Raw genomic sequence first — 22504 nt, 5'->3', positions numbered from 1 at the left:
AACCTATCCCACGGCCGGGCCGGGCGATCAACTGCGCGGAACGCGGTTCCGTATGTCGGAATGTGCCGTCCGGGCGGAGGCCAACCGCTTGACCGGCTCTCAATATCGATATCACTATTTCGCAGATGCGAATTCGCGGGAGGCGGAATGTCGGTGGCCGAGGCCCTGGAGGCGGGCGAGTTCAACCCGTTCCCGCCGTCCAACAAGCGCCAGATGATCCAGGAGACGCTGCAGCGGCTGATCGTGATCGGCCGGCTCGGCCCCGGTACGCCACTGGTCGAGACCCAGCTGGCGGCCGAGTTCGGCTCCAGCCAGGCGCCGGTGCGCGAGGCGCTGATGAAGCTGCAGGAGGCCGGGCTGGTGGTCCGCAATGGTTACCGCGGCACCGTGGTGGCGACCACCTCGATGGACGAGGCGCGCGAGATGGTCGCCGTCCGCCGCCGGCTTGAGACCACCGGCGTGCGCCGGGCCGCGGCGCGCTTCGACCCGGAGATGCGCGACCGGCTGGCCGGCCTGATCGCCGACATGGAGGCGGCTGCCGGGGCCGGGGACCTGTTCGCGCTGACCGAGCTCGACCGGGCGTTCCACATGGCGATCTTCGAGCGCGCCGAGCTGCCGTCCCTGGAGCCGATCCTGACCCGCTGCTTCCTGCACGTGCACCGCGCTGCCCTCGCCAGCCCGGCGCGCGCGCGGCCGATGCTGCAGTCGGCGCGCTGGCACTGGCCGATCGTCGAGGCCCTGGACAGCGGCTGTCCCGACCGGGCGGCCGCGGCGCTGGCCGAGCATATCAACAACGTCATCGAGGGGATGCCGCCGGACGAGGGCGACGAAGCCTGACGGCGGAAGGTCAACAGGGACGCAACACGGAGGTGGAAGAGAGACCATGACCCGGAAACTGTCGCTGGCCGTCGCGGCCGGCATGATGCTCTTCGGCACGGCCGCATCGGCCGAGACCCTGAAGATCGGCCTCGCCGACGACCCGGACGTGCTCGACCCGGACCAGTCGCGCACCTTCGTCGGCCGGATCGTCTACACCGCGCTGTGCGACAAGCTGGTCGACATCGACCCGGACCTGAACTTCGTGCCGCAGCTCGCCACGTCCTGGGACTGGTCGGACGGCGGCAAGACCCTGACCATGAAGCTGCGCGACGGCGTCACCTTCCACGACGGCGAGAAGTTCGACGCCGCGGCGGTGAAGTACAACATCGAGCGCTCCAAGACCCTGCCGGAGTCGCGCCGCAAGTCCGAGGTGAAGTCGATCGAGACGGCCGAGGTGGTCGACCCGCTGACCGTCAGGTTCACCCTGGCCGCCCCGGACGCCACCCTGCTGGCGACCCTGTCCGACCGCGCCGGCATGATGGTGTCGCCGAAGGCGGCCGAGGCCGCCGGCGCCGGGCTCGGTGCCAACCTGGTGTGCTCGGGCCCGTTCAAGTTCGTCGAGCGGGTGCAGCAGGACCGGATCGTGCTGGCGAAGTTCCCGGCCTACTGGAACGCCGGCGCCTTTCATTTCGACGAGGTGATCTACCGCACCATCCCGGACTCCACGGTCCGCCTGGCCAACCTGCAGGCCGGCGACCTGGACCTGATCGAGCGGCTGTCGCCGCCGGACATCCCGACGGTCAAGGGTGACTCCAAGCTGCAGGTCGTCGACGTGGTCGGCCTCGGCTACCAGGGCATCACCATCAACAACGCCAACGGCGACCGGGCGAAGACCCCGCTCGGCCAGGACCCGCGGGTCCGCAAGGCGCTGGAGCTGGCGATCGACCGGGTCGCCTTGAACCAGGTGGTGTTCGACGGCGCCCACCTGCCGGGCAACCAGTTCATCTCGCCGCAGAGCCAGTTCTACAACAAGGCGGTTCCGATGCCGGCGCGCGACGTCGCCAAGGCGAAGGCGCTGCTGAAGGAGGCCGGCGCCGAGGGCTTCTCGTTCGAGATGCAGTTCCCGAACAACCCGGACATGACCCGGGCCGCGCAGGTGATCCAGGCGATGGCGGCGGAAGCCGGCTTCGACATAAAGCTGCGCGCCACCGAGTTCGCGACCATGCTGAAGGAGCAGTCGGCCGGCAACTACCAGGCGACCGAGGTCGGCTGGTCGGGGCGGGTCGATCCGGACGGCAACATCCACTCGTTCATGACCTGCAAGGGCGGCATCAACGACTCCAAGTACTGCAATCCGGAGGTCGACAAGCTGCTGGACGGCGCGCGCCGGACCAACGACCTGGCGGAGCGCAAGAAGCTGTACGCCGCGGCGATCGAGATCCTCGATCGCGACCGGCCGATCATCTACCTCTACCATCCGAAGTGGATCTGGGCGCTGAGCGCCAAGCTCCAAGGTTACAAGCCCTATCCGGACGCCATGATCCGGATCGAGGGGATGAAGAAGGCCTCGTGACCCCCGGCCGGGCGGCCGATCAGGGCCGCCCGGCCTTTCCTTGGCCCGAACCCGCGGGGAGCGGCCGGTGCTCGCCTATTTCCTTCGGCGCCTCGTCGGCATCGTGCCGACCGTGGTCCTGGTCTCGATGTTCGTGTTCGCCCTGCAGCAGATGCTGCCGGGAGATCCGGCCCTGGCCCTGGCGGGCGAGGAGCGCGACCCGGAGTCGATCGCCTACATCCGCGAGAAGTACCACCTGAACGAGCCGATCTGGGTCCAGTACGGCTACTGGATCGGCGGCGTGCTGCAGGGCGACCTTGGCATCTCCCTGCGGACCAACATCCCGGTCACCGACCTGCTGCTGCAGAAGCTGCCGGTCACCATCCAGCTGGCGCTGATGGCGATCGCGATCGCCCTGCTGATCGGCATCCCCATGGGGGTGCTGTCGGCCCTCAAGCGCGGCACGCCGATCGACTGGCTGGCCAACGTGGCGGCGCTCTCGGGGCTGTCGATCCCGAACTTCTGGCTCGGGGTGCTGCTGATCCTGCTGGTGTCGGTCAAGCTCGGCTGGCTGCCGGCGTCGGGCTACGAGAGTCCGTTCGACGACCCGGTCCAGAACCTCAAGACCATGATCATGCCGGCCTTCGTGCTGGGCAGCGCGATCGCCGCCACCATGATGCGCCACACCCGCAGCGCCATGCTGGAGGTGCTGCGTTCGGACTACGTCCGCACCGCCCGCGCCAAGGGCGTGCGCGAACGCCTGGTGGTGCTGCGCCACGCCTTCCGCAACGCCCTGATCCCGGTGGTCACGGTCGGCACCCTGCAGCTCGGCGAGCTGCTGGCGGGCGCCGTGCTGACCGAGCAGGTGTTCACCATCCCGGGCTTCGGCAAGCAGATCGTCGACGCGGTGTTCAACCGCGACTACGCGGTGGTGCAGGGCGTGGTGCTGTGCAGCTCGCTCGCCTTCATCGCCCTCAACCTGGTCGCCGACATGGCGTATTTCTTCCTGAATCCGCGGATCCGGGTGTAACGCCATGGCCGACGTCGCCGGAACCGTCCCTTCCGTCCTCGGCCTGCGCATCCGGTCGCGTGCCGGCCGCCGGCTGCTGCGCCACCGCGGCGCCCTGGCCGGCGGCCTGATGATCGGGTTCTTCATCCTGCTGGCGGTCGGCGCGCCGCTGTTCGCGACCCACGAGCCGATGGCCACCGACTGGATGGCGGTCCGCAAGGCGCCGACCCTGGCGCATCTGATGGGCACCGACGAGATCGGCCGCGACGTGTTCTCGCGGCTGGTGTGGGGGGCCCGGACCTCGCTGCTCGCCGGCGTGGTGTCGGTGGCGTTCGCCCTGACCATCGGGGTGCCGCTCGGGGTGCTCGCCGGGTATTTCGGCGGCTGGACCGACACCGTGATCTCGCGCTGCAACGAGGCGCTGCTGTCCTGCCCGTTCCTGATCCTGGCGATCGCCTTCGCGGCGTTCCTGGGCCCCAGCCTGACCAACGCGATGATCGCCATCGGCCTTTCGGCGGCGCCGATCTTCGTGCGGCTGGCGCGCGGCCAGACCCTGTCGGTCAAGGCCGAGGAGTATGTCGACGGCGCCCGGGCGGTCGGCCTCGCGCACCCGCGGATCCTGTGGCGCTACATCCTGCCGAACATCTTTCCGCCGCTGCTGGTGCAGGCCACTCTGACCATCGCCACGGCGATCATCGCCGAGGCCAGCCTGTCGTTCCTCGGTCTCGGCCAGCAGCCGCCCGACCCCAGCTGGGGCAGCATGCTGAGCATCGCCAAGAACTTCCTGGTGCAGGCGCCGTGGATGTCGGTGTGGCCCGGCGTGGCGATCTTCCTGGTGGTGTTCGGCTTCAACCTGCTGGGCGACGGGCTGCGCGACGCGCTCGATCCCAGGGGCGACTGAGGGCGGCGACTGAGGGCGGCGACTGAGCGAGGAGGAGACGGCATGACCTGGTCGATCGTTGCGCGCGAGCCGGAGACCGGCGTGATGGGGCTTGCGCTGGCGACCCGGTTCTTCGCCGCCGGTGCGCTGGTACCGCACAGCGCCCCCGATGCCGGGATCGTGGCCACCCAGGCGCTGGTCAATCCGACCTACGGGCCGCGCGGGCTCGACATGCTGCGGGCCGGCGGGGCGCCGGAGGATGTGGTGGCGGCGCTGGTGGCGCCCGACGAAGGCCGGGCGGCCCGCCAGGTCCATGTGCTCGGGCTCGACGGCCGGACCGCGGCCTATACCGGTGCGGGCTGCGTCGACTGGGCCGGATCGCGGTCCGAGCAGGACCTGTCGGTGGCCGGCAACATGCTGGCCGGACCGGCAGTCGTCGAGGCGACCTTCGAGGCGTTCCGGGCCGGCGAGGGCCAGCCGCTGGTCGACCGCCTGATCGGCGCGATGCGGGCCGGCGAGGCGGCCGGCGGCGACAAGCGCGGCAAGCAGTCGGCCTGTCTGGTGATCCAGGACGCCCGTCCGTACCGCTGGCTCGACCTGCGGGTCGACGACCATCCGGACCCGCTCGCCGAACTCGAGCGGCTGCACAAGGTGGCGGGCGAGCGGTTCCTGGCGTTCCGGCATGCCTTCCCGACCGCCGACCGGCCCTGGGGCGTGTGGGACCGCGGCGAGGTCGAGGCGATGATCGCCGAGCGACTCGGTCGGTGACCCCCGCAAAAATCGTACGACCGGCCTGCGGTCTTCATGGACCATTTACCAGTGCCGTTGCACACTGCGGCCCCCAACAGCAGGGCATGGCCATGAGCGCAACCAGCACGGCGATCGAGAATACACAGTCGGTCATCACGGACCTCGAGGCGGACCTCAATCTGATCCGCGACGTGGCCCGTCGCATCGACCAGATCGCCGGGCAAACCAACCTCCTGGCCCTGAACGCCACCATCGAGGCGGCGCGGGCCGGGGACGCCGGGCGCGGCTTCGCTGTCGTGGCCGGCGAGGTCAAGACGCTGTCGGGCAACACCAAGGAGGCGACCGATCAGATCGCCAAGGTGATCGCCACGGTCGAGAAGCGGATCGAGACCCTGAAGCGCACGCTCAGCGAGGCCGATCGCCGCGATCACTCGCTGTCGGCCGCCGAATAGTATCGCCGTCGCCGCGCGGCTCCGCGAGGCCGGGGCCGCGACATCGACCCGGCGGTTGTGCCGGACGGCGGTACGGAGTTTGATCCCGACATCCAGGGGCGCCGGGTTGCGGCGCTGCCGATCCCGTCAGGAGGAACTCCCATGGCCAAGGCCTACTGGATTTCGCTGTATCGAGCCGTCCACGACGCCGACAAGCTGGCCGCCTACGCCAAGCTGGCGGGGCCGGCCATCCAGGGCGGCGGCGGCCGCTTCCTGGTCCGCGGCATGCCGTCGAAGACCTACGAGGCCGGCCTGAACCAGCGCACGGTCATCATCGAGTTCGACAGCGTCGAGCAGGCCGTCGCCACCCATGACAGCCCGGCCTACAAGGAGGCGCTGGACGCCCTCGGCGACGGCGCCGAGCGCGACATGCGGATCGTCGAAGGCGCCTGAGGAGGGTGCCCGGGCAGGCGGTCGGGCGGCGGCGAACCGCCGCCCGACGCACCGATGGATCAGCCCAGGTCCATCTGGTAGCCGGCCGCCACGTAGCGGAAGCCCGTCCCCATCGGCTCGATATAGCCGACGTTGGGGAACGGCATGTGGTAGCCGGTGAACGGGATCTTGTCGGCGGCGATCATGCCGAAGATTTCCTTGCGCGCTTCCGCCGCCTTTTTCTTGTTCATGTCGAACGACACCTCCCAGTCGGGGCGCTGCAGCGACACGACATAGTGGTTGGCGGTGTCGGCCGTGATCATCAGCCGCTTGCCTTCGCTCTCCAGGTGGTAGGCGAGATGGCCCGGCGTGTGGCCGCTGGCGTCGATCGAGGTGATGCCGGACACGACCGACTGGTTGTCCTCCAGGAAGGTCATCTTGTCGGCCAGCGGCACCACGTTGGACTGCACCAGCTTGCCGACCCGCTCGGTCTTGCCGGTCGCCTTGTCCGCCGGCGACCAGAAGTCGTACTCGGCGGCACCGGTGACGTAGCGGGCGTTCGCGAAGGTCGGCTTGCCGTCCTCCATGATTCCGCCGATGTGGTCCGGGTGGAAATGGGTCAGCACGACGATGTCGATCTGGTCGGGCGTGTAGCCGCCGGCCGCGAGAGCCGAGACCAGCGAGCCGGCATTCGGGCGGCGGGCCGCGCCGTTGCCGGTATCGAACAGGATCAGCTCGCTGCCGGTGTTGACGATCACCGGCGCGAAGCTGATCGCCATGCGCGAGGTCGGCAGGAAGTTTTCGGCGGCGAGCTTCTGGACGTCCTCGGGCTTCTGATCGGCACCGAAGATCGGATGCGGACCGTCGAGCTGAACGGCGCCGTCGAGGACGGTCGTCACCTCGAAACCGCCGAGCTTGAACCGGTATGCGGACGGCTTGGACGGCCCGAGCATCGGGGCCGCAGCCTGGACGGTGCGGGTGGAAACGCCGGTTGTGGCCAGGGCTGCGCCGGCGCCGAGCGCGCCGAGCAGGGCCGTCCGACGGGACAGCGTGGTGGACGTGGTTGACATGGAAGCCTCCCTCCTAGGTCGCGAGCGCGACTGTATACAATTGGAGCGAGACCGCCCGGAGATCAATCCGGCTGTCTCGCAATGCGAGATCACGGATTCGCGAGGTCGAACCAGGGCCGCATCCTGATGCCGATCGCCGTGCCGACCAGGGCCATGGCGATCCAGGCCCAGCCGTGCAGGCTGGTCGAGGCGACACCGGAGAAGAACGCCCCGATGTTGCAGCCATAGGCGAGTCGGGCGCCGTACCCCATCAGCAGCCCGCCGACGATGGCGGCGAGCAGCGGCCGCCAGCCGATCCGCCAGGACGGGCGTAGGGCACCGGCCAGGGCCGCCGCCAGGAAGGCGCCGATGACGATGCCGATGTTCGAGACCGAGGTGGTCGAGGCCAGTACAGACTGCTGCAGGGCGGTGCGCGACCAGTCGGCCGACCAGAACAGGCTGGTCGCCGGATCCCAGCCGAGGGCGGAAGCGGCCTTCGCCCCCCACAGGGCGAAGCCCCAGGTGACGCCCCAGGGCGAGCCGGTCAGCGCCAGCATGACGGCGTTCAGCACCGCCAGCGCCAGCGCGCCGAGCAGCAGCGGCCACGGTCCGCGCAGCAGGGCGGCGCCGGAGAACCGGCCGTTCCACCAGAGCGGCCGCCGCACCCGGCCGCCGAGCCGGTGCAGCAGCCACAGGATCAGGCACAGGACCGTCGCCTGCAGCAGCAGCGCCGGCCCCCAGCCGACCGCCTGGGCCAGCGATATCGGCGGCAGCGCCGGCAGCGACCGCCACCACGGCAGGTCGAGGGTGCCCCACCAGGACCCGGCGCAGAAGAACACCAGCACGACCAGCATCCGCGGATTGCCGCCGCCGGCGGTGAACAGGGTGCCCGACGCGCAGGCGCCGCCAAGCTGCATGCCGATCCCGAACATCAGGGCGCCGGTCAGCATGTCGACCCCGACCGGTGCCACCGCCCCGCCGACCCCGCGGCCGAACACCTCGCCGGCGGCCAGCATCGGCGCGAACAGCAGGGACGCCAACATGAGCATCGCTGCCTGCGCGACGATCCCGGACAGTTCCTTGTCGACGATCGCCCGCCGGTAGGCGGCGGTGAAGCCGAAGCCGGCGTGGTACAGCGAGACGCCGAGCCCGATGCCGACCAGCAGCACCGCGGCCATGACCGCAGAATCGGCCCACAGCGCAGCCCCCAGGCCCAGGGCCAGGATCGCGGCGGCAGCCAGGGCCGGCCGCTGCACGGCCGGCAAGGCGGGAATCGGCGGCTCGGTGGTCGCGGCGCTCACGATCCGGCCCGGGCATCCGCGACCATGCGGGCGACGTGCTCGTCCAGTTCGCGCCCCATGACGGTGAGGTCCGCGACCTCGTAGGCGCCGAACACTGCGCTGGGCTGCCGGTATGTCACCCGTGCAGTGCCGTCGACGGCCTCGGTGGCATACACCCGGATCGGCGCCTCGATGCCGGCGGCCACCGACGCCGCCAGCATGCGCCGGGCATAGGCCGGCTTGAAGAACAGGAACACCCGGTTGCCCGGCACCGTCTCGCCGAACACGCCCTTGATCGCGCAGTTGGCGCAGGCGATGCCGACGACGTTGAAGCCGTTGGCGGTGATCGCCTTGGCGAAGGCCTCGACGAACGGCTCGAACGGCTTGCCGGTGTCCACGGTCACCATGCCGGCGTAGGGCGCCGGGTTCTCCGCCCGGGTCGGGGCGGCGACCATCAGCAGGGCGGCGACGAGGAGCGCGGCAACCGGACCGGCGGCGACAATGCGCATGGCGAGCCTCCTTTGCGTGCCGCCAGTCGTAACCGGGGGACACCGCTCGCGGGAAGACAACAGGCCGTGAGGGAGCGTGGGCGGCTTGAAGCGGGTCCTTTAATAAACTAAACTAATTAAACTTAGTTCATGAGTCGATCCATGCGCCAGTTCAACATCCACGACGCCAAGACGCATCTGTCCCGGCTGGTCGAGCAGGCGGCGAAGGGCGAGCCGTTCGTCATCGCCAAGGCCGGCCGGCCGATCGTCAAGGTCGTCGCGCTCGACGGTCCGTCTCCGGGCGAGATCCGGCGCCTCGGATTCATGGCCGGACAGTTCGTGGTCCCGGACGACTTCGACCGCATGGGACAGGGCGAGATCGAGGCGCAGTTCGAGGGCGACGGTTGAAGCTGCTGCTCGACACCCATGTCCTGCTCTGGGCCGCCGGCGAGCCGGACCGCCTGCCGACCGAGGCCCGGGCGCTGCTGCTGGACCCGGCGAACGAGCCGCTGTTCAGTGTCGCGAGCCTGTGGGAGGTTGCGATCAAGAGCGGGCTGGGCCGTGCCGACTTCCGGGTCGATCCCGGCCTGTTGCGTCGAGGGCTGCGCGACAACGGCTACGAGGAGGTACCGATCCTGGGAACGCACGCGGTTCAGGTCGTCGCCCTGCCGGCGATACACCGGGACCCGTTCGACCGGATGCTGGTCGCCCAGGCGCTCGTCGAAGCGGTGACGCTGCTGACGGTCGATGCGGTCCTGGCGCGATACCCAGGGCCGGTCCGACTGCTATAGCTGGCGGCGTGCGCGGAACCGAAACCGAAGGATCGGGCTTGAACGACGGTCTCCACCCCATCGCCCCGGTTCTCGAGCGCTACGACGGGGCTCTGCGATTCAGCGTCGCCGAGGGGCGCATCGACGGGCTGCGGCAGACTCCGCCGATGCGGCTGTTCCGGCCCTATCCGGAACAGGGCGAGCCGCGCAGCGTGGTGGTCGGCAACGTCGCCGGCGGCGTGGTCGGCGGCGACCGGCTCTCGGCCGAGGTGGCGGTCGGCGCCGGCGAGAGCCTGTTCGCCACCACCCAGGCGGCCGAGAAGATCTACCGCTCCGACGGCGCCACCGCGACCATGACGGTCGGCCTGTCGGTCGCGGCCGGCGGCACGCTGGAGTGGCTGTCGGCCGGGACCATCCTGTTCGACGGCGCCCGGCTCGACCGGACCACCACCCTCGACGTCGCGGCCGGCGGCGCGCTGCTGTACAGCGAGACCCTGGTGCTGGGCCGGCTGGCGCGCGGCGAGGTGTTCGCGTCGGGGATGCTGCGGGACCGGATCCGGCTGCGGGTCGGCGGCCGGCTGGCCTGGGCCGACGACCTGGGCCTGGCCGGCGAGGTGCTGTCCTCGCTGGACGCGCCGGCCGGGTTCGGCGGTGCCCGGTCCTACAGCACCTTGCTGCTGGCGGCGCCGAATGCCGGAACCGCGGTCGAGGCGCTGCGCCCGGTTCTGGTCGCCGAAGCGACGGTGCGGGCCGGGGTCACAGCGGTCCGGCCCGATCTGCTGCTCGTGCGGATCCTGGCCGCCGATCCGGCGCTGGCCCGCCGGCTGGTCGCGAGCAGCTGGATGACGCTGCGGTCGACACGGCTCGGCCGGCCGGCGCGAATGCCCACGATCTGGGCAATCTGACGCGCAATTGTGCAGTGCAAGAAAAGCTCGACGCCACGGCCGCGGGACGCCACGCTGGCGCCCGGGCGCGTGTGACGGGCGCAGGATGAGGAGGGGGCCATGCAGCTCACCCCGCGGGAGAAGGACAAGCTGCTGATCGCCATGGCGGCGATGGTGGCGCGCCGGCGCCTGGAGCGCGGCGTGAAGCTGAACTATCCGGAGGCGGTGGCGCTGATCACCGACACGGTGGTCGAGGGCGCGCGCGACGGACGCTCGGTCGCCGACCTGATGGAGGCCGGTGCCGCGGTGATCGCCCGGTCGCAGGTCATGGAGGGCATCGCCGAGATGCTGCACGAGGTGCAGGTCGAGGCGACGTTCCCGGACGGGACCAAGCTGGTCACCGTTCACGAACCCATTCGCTGACGGAGGGCTGCCATGATCCCAGGCGAACTGATCCCCGCCGACGGCGAGATCGAGCTGAATGCCGGCGCCGACCGCGTCATCGTGACCGTCGCCAACACCGGCGACCGGCCGGTCCAGGTCGGCAGCCACTACCACTTCGCCGAGACCAACCCGGCGCTGGACTTCGACCGGGAGCTGGCGACCGGCCGCCGGCTCGACATCCCGGCCGGCACGGCGGTGCGCTTCGAGCCCGGCCAGACCCGCGAGGTGACCCTGGTCCCCTATCTCGGCGGCCGCTCGGTCTACGGCTTCAACCAGAAGGTCATGGGCGCGCTGCCGGCGGTGGCGAAGGGCCAGGGCAACGCGGCCCCGCGCATGATGGCGCGGGCCGCCTATGCCGGGATGTTCGGCCCGACCGTCGGCGACAAGGTCCGGCTGGCCGACACCGAGCTGTTCATCGAGGTCGAGAAGGACTTTACGACCTACGGCGAGGAGGTGAAGTTCGGCGGCGGCAAGGTGATCCGCGACGGCATGGGCCAGAGCCAGGCCAGCCGCGCCGACGGCGCCGTCGACCTGGTCATCACCAACGCCACGGTCCTCGACCACACCGGCGTGTTCAAGGCCGACATCGGGGTCCGCGACGGCCGCATCGTCGGCATCGGCAAGGCCGGCAACCCGGACGTCCAGCCTGGTGTCGACATCGTCATCGGCCCGGGCACCGAGGCGCTGGCCGGCGAGGGCAAGATCCTGACCGCCGGCGGGCTCGACGTGCACATCCACTTCATCTGCCCGCAGCAGGTCGACGACGCCCTGGCGTCGGGCGTGACCACCATGATGGGCGGCGGCACCGGCCCGGCGACCGGCACCAACGCCACCACCTGCACGCCGGGCCCGTGGAACCTGATGCGGATGCTGCAGGCGGCCGACGGCATCCCGATCAACCTCGGCTTCTTCGGCAAGGGCAACGCGGCCCTGCCGCGCGGCCTGGAGGAGCAGATCGCCGCCGGGGCCTGCGGGCTGAAGCTGCACGAGGACTGGGGCACGACGCCGGCCGCCATCGACTGCTGCCTGTCGGTGGCCGACGAGATGGACGTGCAGGTGATGATCCACACAGACACCCTGAACGAGTCCGGCTTCGTCGAGCATTCGGTGGCGGCGTTCAAGGGCCGCACCATCCACGCCTTCCACACCGAGGGTGCGGGCGGCGGTCACGCGCCCGACATCATCAAGGTCTGCGGCGAGGCCAATGTGCTGCCGTCGTCGACCAACCCGACCCGGCCGTTCACCGTCAACACGGTGGACGAGCATCTCGACATGCTGATGGTCTGCCACCACCTCGATCCGCGCATCCCCGAGGACGTGGCGTTCGCCGAGAGCCGGATCCGCAAGGAGACGATCGCCGCCGAGGACATCCTGCACGACCTCGGCGCGTTCTCGATCATGGCCTCCGACAGCCAGGCCATGGGCCGGGTCGGCGAGGTGCTGATCCGCACCTGGCAGACCGCCGACAAGATGAAGAAGCAGTTCGGCCGGCTGGCCGGCGAGACCGGCGACAACGACAACCTGCGCGCCCGCCGCTACGTCGCCAAGTACACGATCAACCCGGCGATCGCCCAGGGCGTGAGCCACGAGGTCGGCTCGATCGAGGTCGGCAAGCGCGCCGACCTGGTGCTCTGGTCGCCGGCGTTCTTCGGGGTCAAGCCGGACCTGGTGCTGGTCGGCGGGCTGATCGCCACCGCCATGATGGGCGACCCGAACGCCTCGATCCCGACCCCGCAGCCGGTGCATTCGCGCCCGATGTTCGGCAGCCTCGGCAAGGCGCTGGGCGCCGGCTCGGTCAGCTTCGTCAGCCAGGCGGCGGCCGAGCGCGACGTGCGCGGCCAGTACGGGCTGGCCAAGGAGACCGTGGCGGTGCGCAACACCCGCGGCGGCATCTCCAAGCGCTCGATGCGGCTGAACGACCACCTGCCGAAGATCACCGTCGACCCGGAGACCTACACCGTCACCGCCGACGGCCGGGTGCTGACCTGCGAGCCCGCCAAGGTGGTGGCGATGGCGCAGCGTTACTTCCTGTTCTGAGGGGAGAGCGATGCACGAGTTGGTCATGCGTTCCGCGGGCGAGTGGTTTCCGGATCGATCGCGCCGAGGCGCGGTCGTCCGGAATGACGAGGCAGGGGATGGGAGACTCTATCTCTCCTGTCGTCATTCCGGACCGGCCCGCCGTCGGCGGGACGGAGCCGGAACCCATGGTGCGATGGGCATTGGCACCGGAGTCACCCCATGATCCGCGCCGTCGAGCATGTCGCCGCCGGGCGCTGGCCGGCCGGCCAGGCCGCGGACGCGGTCACCCTCGACTACGACGCCCGGTTCCGCCGCCGCATGGTCCTGCACTGCGACAGCGGCCGCGAGGTGCTGCTGGACTTGGCCAAGGCGGTGGCGATGGCCGACGGCGACGGGCTGCGGCTGGAAGACGGCGGCTGGCTGACGGTCCGGGCCAGACCGGAGCCACTGGTCGAGATCCGCGCCGCCGACGCCCATGCGCTGGCCCGGCTGGCCTGGCACCTCGGAAACCGGCACTTGGCGACCGAGATCGCCGACGGCGTGCTGCGGATCCGGCCCGACCATGTGATCGAGGCCATGCTGGAAGGCCTCGGCGCGCAGCTGCTGCGGGTCGAGCGGGCGTTCCAGCCGGAAGGCGGCGCCTATGGCGAGCATGCCGGTGCCCATCATCACGACCATGGGCATGTCCATGGCGGCCATGGCGGGCGCATCCACCACCACGGCGGCCACGACCACCATCATGGCCCGGGGGCGAATGACGACCACCACCATTGACCCGGCCGGCCTGCTGAAGCTGGCCGCCTGGCTGTCGCCATCCTTTCCGGTGGGAGCCTTCGCCTATTCGACCGGGCTGGAATGGGCGGTGGAGGACGGGCTGGTGGTCGGCCGGGAGGGGCTGGCGACATGGCTCCGGACGGTCGTCGAGACCGGGCCGCCGCGCCAGGACGCGGTGCTGGCGGCGCGGGCCTGGCGGGCGGTCGCGGGCGCCGACGATGCGGCCCTGGTCGAGACCGCCGAACTGGCGGCCGTGCTGAAGGGCACGGCCGAACTGGCGCAGGAGACCGTCGTGCAGGGCGCGGCCTATCTGCGGACCGTGGCTGCGGCCTGGCCCGACGACCGGCTGGACCGCGTGGCGACCGCGCTGGCCGGCGTCGAGCCGGCGCTGCCGGTGGCGGTCGGGGCGGCCTCGGCGGCGCATGGCGTGGCCCTGGCGCCGACCCTCCGGCTGTTCCTGCACGCGGTGGTCGCCAACCAGGTGTCGGCGGCGATCCGGCTGTCGGTGATCGGCCAGACCGACGGTCAGCGCGTGACGGCGGCGCTGGAGCCGGTCATCCTGGCGGTCGCGGCGGCGGCCGAGGCGGCGGGTCCGGACGACCTGGGCGCCGCCACCCCGATGCTCGACTGGTGCTCGATGCGCCACGAGACCCAGCACACCCGGTTGTTCCGGTCCTGAAAGACAGGGAAGAGACATGAGCGAAGCGTTGGACATGACAGCCACCGGGCCGCTCAGGGTCGGGATCGGCGGGCCGGTCGGCTCCGGCAAGACCGCGCTGGTCGAGGCGCTGTGCAAGCACATGCGCGGCGAGCACGAGCTGGTGGTGGTGACCAACGACATCTACACCGACGAGGACCGCCGCATCCTGGTGCGCGCCGGCGCGCTGCCGGAGGAGCGGATCATGGGCGTCGAGACCGGCGGCTGCCCGCACACCGCGATCCGCGAGGACGCCTCGATCAACCTGGCGGCCGTCGCCCGCATGCAGGCGCTGTTCCCGCAGGCCGAGATCTGCTTCATCGAGAGCGGCGGCGACAACCTGGCCGCCACCTTCAGCCCGGAACTGGCGGACCTGACGATCTATGTGATCGACGTGGCCGCCGGCGAGAAGATCCCGCGCAAGGGCGGGCCCGGCATCACCCGCTCGGACCTGCTGGTGATCAACAAGATCGACCTGGCGCCGCTGGTCGGCGCCGACCTCGGCGTGATGGAGACCGACGCGAAGCGCATGCGTGGCGAGCGGCCGTTCATCTTCACCAACCTGAAGGTCGGCCAAGGCGTCGCCGAGATCGCCGGATTCATCCGCCGGGCTGGCGGGGTCGGTTAAGCCGGGGTCGAGGCCGGCCTTCGTCGTACTGAAATAGTCCTCGTGAATTTTGCTATGTGAACGAGTTCACTGACTTAAGTTTATTTTTCCGTCTCTCCTGTACCGACAGTGACGATTCTTGCGTGCTGTTTTTCGGACAGATCGCATCTCCCACGTGGGGAGACGGTCGTCCATTCAATGGAGGTGGTTATGTGCCGATTGTGCGAGATGAACTCGAAGCTTTCCCGGCGTCGGCTGCTTGGAGGCGGGCTCGCGCTCGCCGGTGCCGTGGCCGGGGCACGACTGGCGGCCATGCCGACAGCGGCCCAGGCGGCGGCGCCGAACGCCATCTCGCCGGACGCCGCGCTTGAGCGAATCGTGGCCGGCAACGCGCGCTACGCCGCCAACGACCCGGCGAATAAGGACTTCTCGGCCGGGCGCGCGGCGCGGGCCCAGGCCCAGTTCCCGATCGCGGCTATCGTCAGCTGCGCCGATTCCCGGGTGTCGCCCGAACTGCTGTTCGATCAGGCGCCCGGCGAACTGTTCGTCACCCGGGTCGCCGGCAACTTCGTCAACGACGACAGTCTGGCGAGCCTGGAGTACGGCGTGAAGTTCCTGGGCGTTCCGCTGATCATGGTGCTGGGGCATTCCGGCTGCGGCGCCATCGACGCGACCATCAAGGTCGTGCAGGACGACGTCCAGCTTCCCGGCCATCTGCCCGGGCTGGTGGACGCGCTGCGCCCTGGGATCAAGGCGGCGATCGCCAGCAAGCCGGCGGACCTTCTGGCGGCGGCGACGATCGAGAACGTGCGGCACAACGTGGCAGGACTGCAGTCGGCGGGGCCGATCGTCTCGAAGCTCGTCGCCGACGGCAAGGTGAAGGTGGTCGGCGGGGTCTACGACATCGCCACCGGCAAGGTGAACATGGTGTGAACCCCTAGGCGGCGGTGCGTCGTCATGCCGATGCCGCGCTGCCGCCGACCCAGGCCTCGACCAAAGGCGAGTCGGGATCCGAGAGGTCCGCGATGACGTCGAAGTGGTGTCGGCCGGCGGCCTCGACGGCCGCCGTCCGGGCCCCCAGGCCGGCCCATATATTGGCCAGCAGGGCGTTCTGGCGCCGGAACTCCGGCCGTTCGTCGGCGCCCACCCAGCAGAGCAGGTCCAGGCCCGGTAGCGGCTCCCGCAGCGCGGCGCTCTCGGCCTCCGCCTCGGCGGCGTCGAGCCGCAGCGTCGCGTTCATCCGCGTGCGCATTAGGGGCCGCAGGTCGTGCAGGCCGCTGATCGATGCGACCCGCGCCAGCCGGGCCCGCAGGGGCTCCGGCATCGGCCCGTCCGTGCAGGCCATGCGGGTGACCAGATGGCCGCCGGCCGAATGCCCTGCGAGGCGGATCGGCCCGGCGATCCGGTCGGCCGCCGCCGCGACCGCCTTGCCGACCTGGCGGGTGATCTCTGAGATGCGCGCCTCCGGGCAGAGCGTGTAGCTGGGCATCGCGACTGCCCAGCCGCGGGCGACGGCACCGGCCGCCAGATGTGACCAGCTCGACTTGTCGAATGCCATCCAGTAGCCGCCGTGGACGAACACCGCGAGGCCCTTGGCCGCGCCCACGGGGCGGAACAGGTCCAGGCGATCGCGCGGCCCGGCGCCGTAGGGGATGTCGAGTTCCGCGCGGTCGGAGCCGGTCATGGCCTGACGGAAGCCGGCTGCGTCCCGTGCCCATTTCGGCGGGTAGTCGGCGGCGCCGGGAATGCGCGGGGAATTGGCGTAGGCGTCGTCCCAGTCCTGTATCATGCGGGCCTCCGGTGGGCGTCCGGCCGGCAGCGGCCGGGTGAAGTCTAGAGCCGATATATTTTAAGCTTGAAGTTTTTTCGGCGTCCCCGGATCGTTGATGCACCCTCGACGGTGGCAGGGAGGCTGGCCGCGCCATGACCGATTTCGCGAAGACCCGCGAACTGTTCCACATACCGGAGGGGATCATCTACCTCGACGGCAACTCGCTCGGCCCGCTGCCCAGGGCCGCCCAGGCGCGGGTCGCCGACATGATGGCGAAGGAATGGGGCGAGCGGCTGATCCGCGGCTGGAACGACTGCGGCTGGATGGCCCAGCCGAGCCGGGTCGGCGACCGGATCGGCCGGCTGATCGGCGCGCCCGCCGGGACCGTGACCACCGGCGACACCCTGTCGATCAAGGTCTACCAGGCGCTGGCGGCGGCGCTCGACATGCGCCCGGACCGCCGCGTGATCCTGTCCGATACCGGCAACTTCCCGACCGACCTGTACATGGCGTCCGGCCTGATCGACTCGCTCGGCCGCGGGCACGAACTGCGGCTGGTCGAGCCGCAGGAGGTCGAGGCGGCGATCGACGACAGTGTCGCGGTGCTGATGCTGACCGAGGTCGACTACCGCACCGGACGGCTGCACGACATGGCCGCGCTGACCGCCCGGGCCCACGCCGCCGGCGCGCTGACGGTCTGGGACCTGGCGCATTCCGCCGGCGCGCTGCCGGTCGACCTGGCCGGCGCCGGCGCCGACTTCGCGGCCGGCTGCACCTACAAGTATCTGAACGGCGGTCCGGGGGCGCCGGCCTTCATCTACGTGGCGCCCGAGCACCTGGAGGCCGCCCGGCCGGCGCTGTCGGGCTGGATGGGGCATGAGGCCCCTTTCGCCTTCGACCTGGACTATCGCGCCGGCGAACGGATCGAGCGGATGCGGGTCGGCACCCCGCCGGTGATCGCCCTGGCGGCGCTGGAGGCCGCGCTCGACTGCTGGGACGGGGTCGACATGGCCGATCTCCGCCGGGCCTCGATCGCGCTCGGCGACCTGTTCATCGCCGAGGTCGAGCGGCGCTGCCCCGGGCTCCAGTTGGCCAGTCCGCGGGACGGCCGGGAGCGCGGCAGCCAGGTGTCGTTCCTGTTCGACGAGGGCTACGCCGCCATGCAGGCACTGATCGCGCGCGGCGTGATCGGCGACTTCCGGGCGCCCCGGACCATGCGCTTCGGCTTCACCCCGCTGTATGTCGGCGAGGCCGAGGTGCTGGCCGCGGCGGCGATCCTGGAGGAGGTCGTGGCCGGTCGGCTCTGGGACCGGCCGGAGTATCGCCAGCGGAGTGCGGTGACGTGACCGGGCCCTACGATCCCGCCGCCGAGGGCGCGCAGATGTCGTTCGACGGCCGCATGTCCTACGGCGACTACCTGCGTCTCGACCAGATCCTCGGCGCCCAGACCCTGCTGTCGTCGGCCCATGACGAGATGCTGTTCATCATCCAGCACCAGACCTCGGAGCTGTGGATGCGGCTGGCGATCCATGAGCTGGTCGCGGCGCGGGCGGCGATCGCCGGCGGCGACCTGCAGCCGGCCTTCAAGATGTTGAGCCGGGTGTCGCGGATCTTCGAGCAGCTGAACGGCGCCTGGGACGTGCTGCGCACCATGACCCCCAGCGAGTACACCCGGTTCCGGTCCGACCTGGGGCAGTCCTCCGGCTTCCAGTCCCACCAGTACCGCGAGATCGAGTACCTGCTGGGCAACCGAAACCGGGCCATGCTGCGGCCGCACGCCCATCGCCCGGAGATCCACGCGCGCCTGGCGGCCGAGCTGGCGCGGCCCAGCCTGTATGACGAGGCGATCCGGTTGCTGGCCCGCAACGGCATCGCCGTGCCCGAGACGGTGCTGGGCCGCGACGTCGGCGCCCCGTATGCCGCCGACGACGGCGTGGTCGAGGCGTGGCGCGTGGTCTACGAGGATCCGAACGCCCGCTGGGACCTCTACCAGCTGGCCGAGAAGCTGGTCGACCTGGAGGACTATTTCCGGCGCTGGCGGTTCAACCACGTGACCACGGTCGAGCGGATCATCGGCTTCAAGCGCGGTACCGGCGGGACCGGCGGTGTCAGCTATCTGCGCCGCATGCTAGAGGTCGAGCTGTTCCCGGAGCTCTGGCGCGTCCGCACGGTGCTGTGAGGCCGGCTACATCACCGACCCGGACAGCGCCAGGATGTCGTCCTCGAGCTTGCCGGTGACCGAGGCGTAGAGGTCGCGGATCGACACGATCGCCATCAGCTTGCCGTTCTCGACCACCGGCAGGTGCCGGTAGCCGGCATCGGCCATGTGCTCCAGGGCCTTCAGCACCGGCCAGTCCGGCGTGGCGACGGTCGGCGACGCGGTCATGACCTGCCCGACCGTGGTTGTGTGCGCGTCCAGGTCGCGGTCGACCACCCGGCACATCACGTCGCGCTCGGTGAAGATGCCGACCAGGGCGCCGTCGGCGTCGACCACGGGCACCGCGCCGATGTGGCGCTTGGTCATCAGGTGGACGACGGCGCGCACGCTGTCGCCCGGGTGGACGGTGACCAGCGACTGCTGGCTGACGGCGTCGGGAATGATGGTCTGGGGCATGGCACTCTCCCTGGCTCGGTTGGCCGGTTGCTCCGGTCGCCTCGGTTCAGGTCGCCTCCGGTGCGACCCGCGGCTTCGGCATGACGACGGCGCTGGCGACGGTCACCAGGGCCGCGAACACCAGGAAGCCGGTCGCGTAGTCGTGGCCGAGCGCCAGCAGCAGCCCGAAGGTGCCGGGGCCGGTCGCGAGGCCGATGAAGGTGACGAAGGAGACGGCGCCGGTGGCGGTCGCGGCCTGCCGGACCCCGGCCGCCCGCACCACCTCGGCGAACAGCAGCCCGTTCCAGCTCATCGCGACGCTGCCGAGCACCGCGGCGCCGAGCAGCACCATCGCGGTCGGCCAGCCGGGCGACAGGGTGGCCGCGCCGGCCAGCCCCATCGCCATCCCGAAGCCCAGCAGGCCGAGGATCAGTCGCGGCCGCCCGCTGGCCGTGGCGACGCCGCCGAGCAGCAGGCGGTTGGCGATGCCAGCGCTCTGGGCGGCGGCGAAGGCCATTCCGGCGGCCACCAGGGTCAGCCCGGCGACATCGTGCATGTAGGCGACCAGGTAGACGACCAGTGAGAGCTGGGCGCTGGCGAACACGATCGCTGCGAAGGTCAGGCGCCGCAGTTCCGGGTTGTCGCGGATCAGGGTCAGCGGCTCGGCGAGACCGCGCCGGGCCACCCTGTGGAACTTCGGGGTGCTGGGATCGAGCCGCGGGCGCCAGCGCTCGAGCGCCAGGGCCAGGAGTACGGCCAGCGCCGCCCAGGCGGCGAGCATGCCGGTCCAGCCGCCCGCAAGCACCAGGGTCGGCACGATCAGCCCGGTCGCCAGCCGCCCGATGCTCATGCCGGACTGGCCGAGCGACATCGCCAGCGGCAGCTCGCGGCTGCCGGCGTGACGGGCGATCAGCTGGCTGCCGGCCGGTACCGACAGCCCGAGCGCGATGCCGTAGCCGAGCGCCGAGGCCAGCATCGCCGGCGGCGAGCCGGTGGCGAACAGCAGGGCCGCGCTGCCGGCCGCCGCCAGGCAGACCTGGCCGCCGCGGATCGCCCCGTATTGCAGCACGAAGCTGCCTGCCAGCAGGGAGACCGGCATGGCCACGGCATAGCAGAGGGCGACGAACGGTCCGATCCAGCCGACCGCGATACCGAGGCTGTGGGCGATGGTCGGCGCCGACACCTGGACCGAGGCCATGGCCAGGGCCACCACCACCTGCACGGCGGTCGCGATCAGCACGGACGGCAGGGCATCGCGGGACAACCGCATGCGGGGACCTCCCCGGTTCCCGTGTCCGCAGCATGGTACCGGCTGACGACCCGGAGGGGAACGCCGGGTCCGATTCCGGCCGCGGGGGCGGCAGCCTATCCGGCCCGGCGGTCGCGCGGCCGGATGGCGTGGTGGTGGGCAGCGCGGTCGTGGGCGGCCTGCAGGCTGAGCCAGAACCGGGCCGAGGGTCCGACACTGTCGGCCAGGCGCAACGCGATTTCCGGAGTTACCGGGCGGCGGCTTGCGACGATCTCGGCGAGATAGGTCGAGGGAATACCGCTGGCACGCGCCAGCGCCGCCACCGACATGCCGAGGGCGGCCAGTTCGTCGGCGAGTACTTCCCCGGGATGGCGGTTCCGGTCGGTCGGCACCTCGACGCTGCTCGACAGGGTCACGACCATGCGTACCTCCCTTTCCGGGCCGGACAACCGGCCAACGGACTCAACGACGCGACGGGCACCCCGGTTCCGGCGGCGGATCGTCGCCGTGTCGGAAACGACCCGTTGACGGGGTGGCCCTGGCAATCGCCGCCGTCGTGGCCAACTGTCCCGTCATGCCGAGCATCGACCCGGCAGCGTGATTCCGTCGTGAGCGGGAACGGGAGACAGGCATGGGACTGCTGATCGACGGCGTCTGGCACGCGCGCGACCCCGACGCCGGATCGACCGGCGGCCGGTTCCGGCGCCGCGAGTCGGCGTTCCGGAACTGGGTCACCGCCGACGGGGCGCCGGGCCCGAGCGGCGACGGCGGCTTCCGGGCCGAGCCGGGACGCTACCACCTCTATGTCTCGCTGGCCTGCCCGTGGGCGCACCGCACCCTGATCATGCGGGCGCTGAAGGGGCTGGAGGACGCGATCACGGTCTCGGTCGTGCACTGGTACATGGGGGACGACGGCTGGAGCTTCGCCGACGCGCCCGGTGTGGTCGCCGATCCGATCCATGGTGCGGGTTTCCTGCGCGATGTCTATCTGGCGGCCGATCCGCGCTACACCGGAAAGGTGACCGTGCCGGCGCTGTGGGACCGCGAGACCGGTACCATCGTGTCCAACGAGTCCGCCGAGATCATCCGGATGTTCAACACCGCCTTCGACGGGGTCGGCGCCGCCGCCGGCGACTACTACCCGGCGGCGCATCGAGACGAGATCGACCGGGTGAACGCGCGGGTCTACGACACCGTCAACAACGGGGTGTACAAGGCCGGCTTCGCGACCTCGCAGGATGCCTACGAGGAGGCGGTCGGCCCGCTGTTCGACAGCCTGGACTGGCTGGAGGAGCGGTTGTCGCGCCGGCGCTGGCTGGTCGGCGACAGGCTGACCGAGGCGGACATCCGGCTGTTCACCACCCTGGTGCGGTTCGATCCGGTGTACCACGGGCACTTCAAGTGCAACGTCAGGCGGATCGCCGACTACCCGGCGCTCGCCGGCTTCACCCGCGACGTCTACCAGACCCCGGGCATCGCCGGGACCGTCGACCTCGACCACATCAAGCGGCACTACTACCAGAGCCACCGCGGCGTGAACCCGACCGGCATCGTGCCGGTCGGGCCCGATATCGACTACGCCGCTCCGCACGGGCGGGACGGCCTGTAGGCGCCGATCCGGCTCAGCCGGCCTTGGCGGCGGTGACCACGACCTCGATCAGGTAGCCGTCCAGGTCGGACGACCCGATCGTGGCGCGGGTCGGCAGCTGGCCGGGCTTCAGCCACTCCTTCCAGACCGTGTTCATCGCCGGCTTCTGCTTCATGTCGGTGACGAAGATCAGGGCGGTAAGCAGGTGGTCCTTGTCGGAGCCGTGGGCCGCCAGCAACTCGTCGATCTGGGCGAACACCGAGCGGGTCTGGCCCGCCATGTCCTGGCTCTTGTCCTCGCCGGTGATGCCCGCGAAGTAGAGGATGCCGTCCTTCTCGACGACTTCGTGGAGAATGTCGGCATGGAGGCCGCTGCGCTTGATCATGGTCGGGTTCCGGTTCGTTGGTGGGGTCCAGGC

Annotated in this window: 27 protein-coding genes; 19 read left to right on the top strand and 8 right to left on the bottom strand. The window is 70.6% G+C overall.

Annotation, left to right across the window (positions count from 1 at the left end; translation table 11 throughout):
• Positions 1-147: 147 nt before the first annotated feature.
• From RIC31_RS11595 to RIC31_RS11565, 7 genes are all read left to right on the top strand, one after another.
• On the top strand, positions 148-837 hold the full coding sequence (locus RIC31_RS11595; RefSeq protein WP_350107008.1) for a GntR family transcriptional regulator: 690 nt from the start codon (positions 148-150) through the stop codon (positions 835-837).
• A 46-nt stretch (positions 838-883) separates the two neighbouring features.
• Positions 884-2392 (top strand): ABC transporter substrate-binding protein, encoded by a 1509-nt coding sequence (locus tag RIC31_RS11590; protein ID WP_350107005.1) that lies wholly within the window; start codon positions 884-886, stop codon positions 2390-2392.
• A 67-nt stretch (positions 2393-2459) separates the two neighbouring features.
• On the top strand, positions 2460-3401 hold the full coding sequence (locus RIC31_RS11585; RefSeq protein ID WP_350107002.1) for an ABC transporter permease: 942 nt from the start codon (positions 2460-2462) through the stop codon (positions 3399-3401).
• A 4-nt stretch (positions 3402-3405) separates the two neighbouring features.
• Entirely contained in the window at positions 3406-4281 is an 876-nt protein-coding gene (locus RIC31_RS11580; protein WP_350106999.1) for an ABC transporter permease, read from the top strand.
• A gap of 42 nt (positions 4282-4323) precedes the next feature.
• Complete coding sequence (locus RIC31_RS11575; RefSeq protein ID WP_350106996.1) at positions 4324-5028, top strand: DUF1028 domain-containing protein; 705 nt, start codon at positions 4324-4326, stop codon at positions 5026-5028.
• 86 nt (positions 5029-5114) lie between these two features.
• Positions 5115-5462 carry a methyl-accepting chemotaxis protein gene (locus RIC31_RS11570; RefSeq protein WP_502990119.1) on the top strand — a complete coding sequence of 116 codons (348 nt, stop codon included), beginning with the start codon at positions 5115-5117 and terminating at the stop codon, positions 5460-5462.
• A 141-nt stretch (positions 5463-5603) separates the two neighbouring features.
• On the top strand, positions 5604-5894 hold the full coding sequence (locus tag RIC31_RS11565) for a DUF1330 domain-containing protein (protein WP_350106990.1): 291 nt from the start codon (positions 5604-5606) through the stop codon (positions 5892-5894).
• A 59-nt stretch (positions 5895-5953) separates the two neighbouring features.
• On the opposite strand, the gene RIC31_RS11560 is transcribed toward RIC31_RS11565, so the two are convergent.
• The 3 genes from RIC31_RS11560 to RIC31_RS11550 all read right to left on the bottom strand — a co-directional run bounded on the left by RIC31_RS11560 (position 5954) and on the right by RIC31_RS11550 (position 8711).
• Complete coding sequence (locus RIC31_RS11560; protein WP_350106987.1) at positions 5954-6943, bottom strand: MBL fold metallo-hydrolase; 990 nt, start codon at positions 6941-6943, stop codon at positions 5954-5956.
• Positions 6944-7032: 89 nt separating this feature from the next.
• The gene (locus RIC31_RS11555; protein ID WP_350106984.1) at positions 7033-8223 is read right to left on the bottom strand and encodes a YeeE/YedE family protein; all 1191 of its coding nucleotides are present in this window, start codon (positions 8221-8223) and stop codon (positions 7033-7035) included.
• Positions 8220-8711, bottom strand: coding sequence for a DUF302 domain-containing protein (locus RIC31_RS11550; protein WP_350106981.1), 492 nt, complete (start codon positions 8709-8711; stop codon positions 8220-8222). Before RIC31_RS11550 ends, RIC31_RS11555 begins: the two co-directional genes overlap by 4 nt.
• 141 nt (positions 8712-8852) lie before the next feature.
• Here RIC31_RS11550 and RIC31_RS11545 point away from each other — a divergent pair, with 141 nt between their 5' ends.
• The 9 genes from RIC31_RS11545 to RIC31_RS11505 all read left to right on the top strand — a co-directional run bounded on the left by RIC31_RS11545 (position 8853) and on the right by RIC31_RS11505 (position 15818).
• A complete protein-coding gene (locus RIC31_RS11545; RefSeq protein ID WP_350106978.1) occupies positions 8853-9098 on the top strand; it encodes a type II toxin-antitoxin system Phd/YefM family antitoxin in 246 nt (81 codons plus the stop codon).
• Entirely contained in the window at positions 9095-9481 is a 387-nt protein-coding gene (locus tag RIC31_RS11540; RefSeq protein WP_350106975.1) for a type II toxin-antitoxin system VapC family toxin, read from the top strand. The genes RIC31_RS11545 and RIC31_RS11540 overlap by 4 nt, the downstream gene beginning before the upstream one ends.
• Positions 9482-9519: 38 nt before the next feature.
• Positions 9520-10365, top strand: coding sequence for an urease accessory protein UreD (locus RIC31_RS11535; protein WP_350106972.1), 846 nt, complete (start codon positions 9520-9522; stop codon positions 10363-10365).
• A gap of 99 nt (positions 10366-10464) precedes the next feature.
• The gene (locus RIC31_RS11530) at positions 10465-10767 is read left to right on the top strand and encodes an urease subunit gamma (protein ID WP_350106969.1); all 303 of its coding nucleotides are present in this window, start codon (positions 10465-10467) and stop codon (positions 10765-10767) included.
• A 12-nt stretch (positions 10768-10779) separates the two neighbouring features.
• The gene (gene ureC, locus RIC31_RS11525; protein ID WP_350106966.1) at positions 10780-12825 is read left to right on the top strand and encodes an urease subunit alpha; all 2046 of its coding nucleotides are present in this window, start codon (positions 10780-10782) and stop codon (positions 12823-12825) included.
• A gap of 201 nt (positions 12826-13026) precedes the next feature.
• Positions 13027-13581, top strand: coding sequence for an urease accessory protein UreE (locus RIC31_RS11520; protein WP_350106963.1), 555 nt, complete (start codon positions 13027-13029; stop codon positions 13579-13581).
• Positions 13466-14260, top strand: a complete 795-nt coding sequence (locus RIC31_RS11515; protein ID WP_350106960.1) for an urease accessory protein UreF — start codon at positions 13466-13468, stop codon at positions 14258-14260. Before RIC31_RS11520 ends, RIC31_RS11515 begins: the two co-directional genes overlap by 116 nt.
• A 16-nt stretch (positions 14261-14276) precedes the next feature.
• Complete coding sequence (gene ureG / locus RIC31_RS11510; protein WP_350106957.1) at positions 14277-14906, top strand: urease accessory protein UreG; 630 nt, start codon at positions 14277-14279, stop codon at positions 14904-14906.
• A 207-nt stretch (positions 14907-15113) separates the two neighbouring features.
• Positions 15114-15818 (top strand): carbonic anhydrase, encoded by a 705-nt coding sequence (locus RIC31_RS11505; RefSeq protein ID WP_350106954.1) that lies wholly within the window; start codon positions 15114-15116, stop codon positions 15816-15818.
• A 22-nt stretch (positions 15819-15840) separates the two neighbouring features.
• Here RIC31_RS11505 and RIC31_RS11500 read toward each other — a convergent pair whose 3' ends face one another.
• A complete protein-coding gene (locus tag RIC31_RS11500) occupies positions 15841-16674 on the bottom strand; it encodes a hormone-sensitive lipase (RefSeq protein ID WP_350106951.1) in 834 nt (277 codons plus the stop codon).
• A gap of 134 nt (positions 16675-16808) precedes the next feature.
• Between RIC31_RS11500 and kynU the strand changes: the two genes are divergently transcribed.
• Together kynU and kynA are read left to right on the top strand one after the other, a co-directional pair.
• A complete protein-coding gene (gene kynU, locus RIC31_RS11495) occupies positions 16809-18002 on the top strand; it encodes a kynureninase (protein WP_350106948.1) in 1194 nt (397 codons plus the stop codon).
• The gene (kynA, locus tag RIC31_RS11490) at positions 17999-18835 is read left to right on the top strand and encodes a tryptophan 2,3-dioxygenase (RefSeq protein ID WP_350106945.1); all 837 of its coding nucleotides are present in this window, start codon (positions 17999-18001) and stop codon (positions 18833-18835) included. Before kynU ends, kynA begins: the two co-directional genes overlap by 4 nt.
• A gap of 6 nt (positions 18836-18841) precedes the next feature.
• Here the strand turns inward: kynA and RIC31_RS11485 are convergent, their stop codons facing one another.
• From RIC31_RS11485 to RIC31_RS11475, 3 genes are all read right to left on the bottom strand, one after another.
• Positions 18842-19270: a CBS domain-containing protein gene (locus tag RIC31_RS11485; RefSeq protein ID WP_350106941.1), complete on the bottom strand. Its 429-nt coding sequence runs from the start codon at positions 19268-19270 to the stop codon at positions 18842-18844.
• A gap of 46 nt (positions 19271-19316) precedes the next feature.
• Positions 19317-20519 (bottom strand): MFS transporter, encoded by a 1203-nt coding sequence (locus RIC31_RS11480; RefSeq protein WP_350106938.1) that lies wholly within the window; start codon positions 20517-20519, stop codon positions 19317-19319.
• Between the two features lie 95 nt (positions 20520-20614).
• Positions 20615-20920 carry a HigA family addiction module antitoxin gene (locus tag RIC31_RS11475; protein ID WP_350106935.1) on the bottom strand — a complete coding sequence of 102 codons (306 nt, stop codon included), beginning with the start codon at positions 20918-20920 and terminating at the stop codon, positions 20615-20617.
• A 209-nt stretch (positions 20921-21129) separates the two neighbouring features.
• Between RIC31_RS11475 and RIC31_RS11470 the strand changes: the two genes are divergently transcribed.
• Positions 21130-22107 (top strand): glutathione S-transferase family protein, encoded by a 978-nt coding sequence (locus tag RIC31_RS11470; protein ID WP_350106932.1) that lies wholly within the window; start codon positions 21130-21132, stop codon positions 22105-22107.
• Positions 22108-22120: 13 nt separating this feature from the next.
• On the opposite strand, the gene RIC31_RS11465 is transcribed toward RIC31_RS11470, so the two are convergent.
• On the bottom strand, positions 22121-22471 hold the full coding sequence (locus RIC31_RS11465) for a RidA family protein (protein ID WP_350106930.1): 351 nt from the start codon (positions 22469-22471) through the stop codon (positions 22121-22123).
• Positions 22472-22504 lie beyond the last annotated feature (33 nt).

The sequence above is a fragment of the Thalassobaculum sp. genome (assembly GCF_040219615.1).
Taxonomy (GTDB): Bacteria; Pseudomonadota; Alphaproteobacteria; order Thalassobaculales; family Thalassobaculaceae; genus Thalassobaculum_A.
Note: the sequence above shows the minus strand (reverse complement) of the source record. Positions and strands in the feature narration are given on the sequence as shown.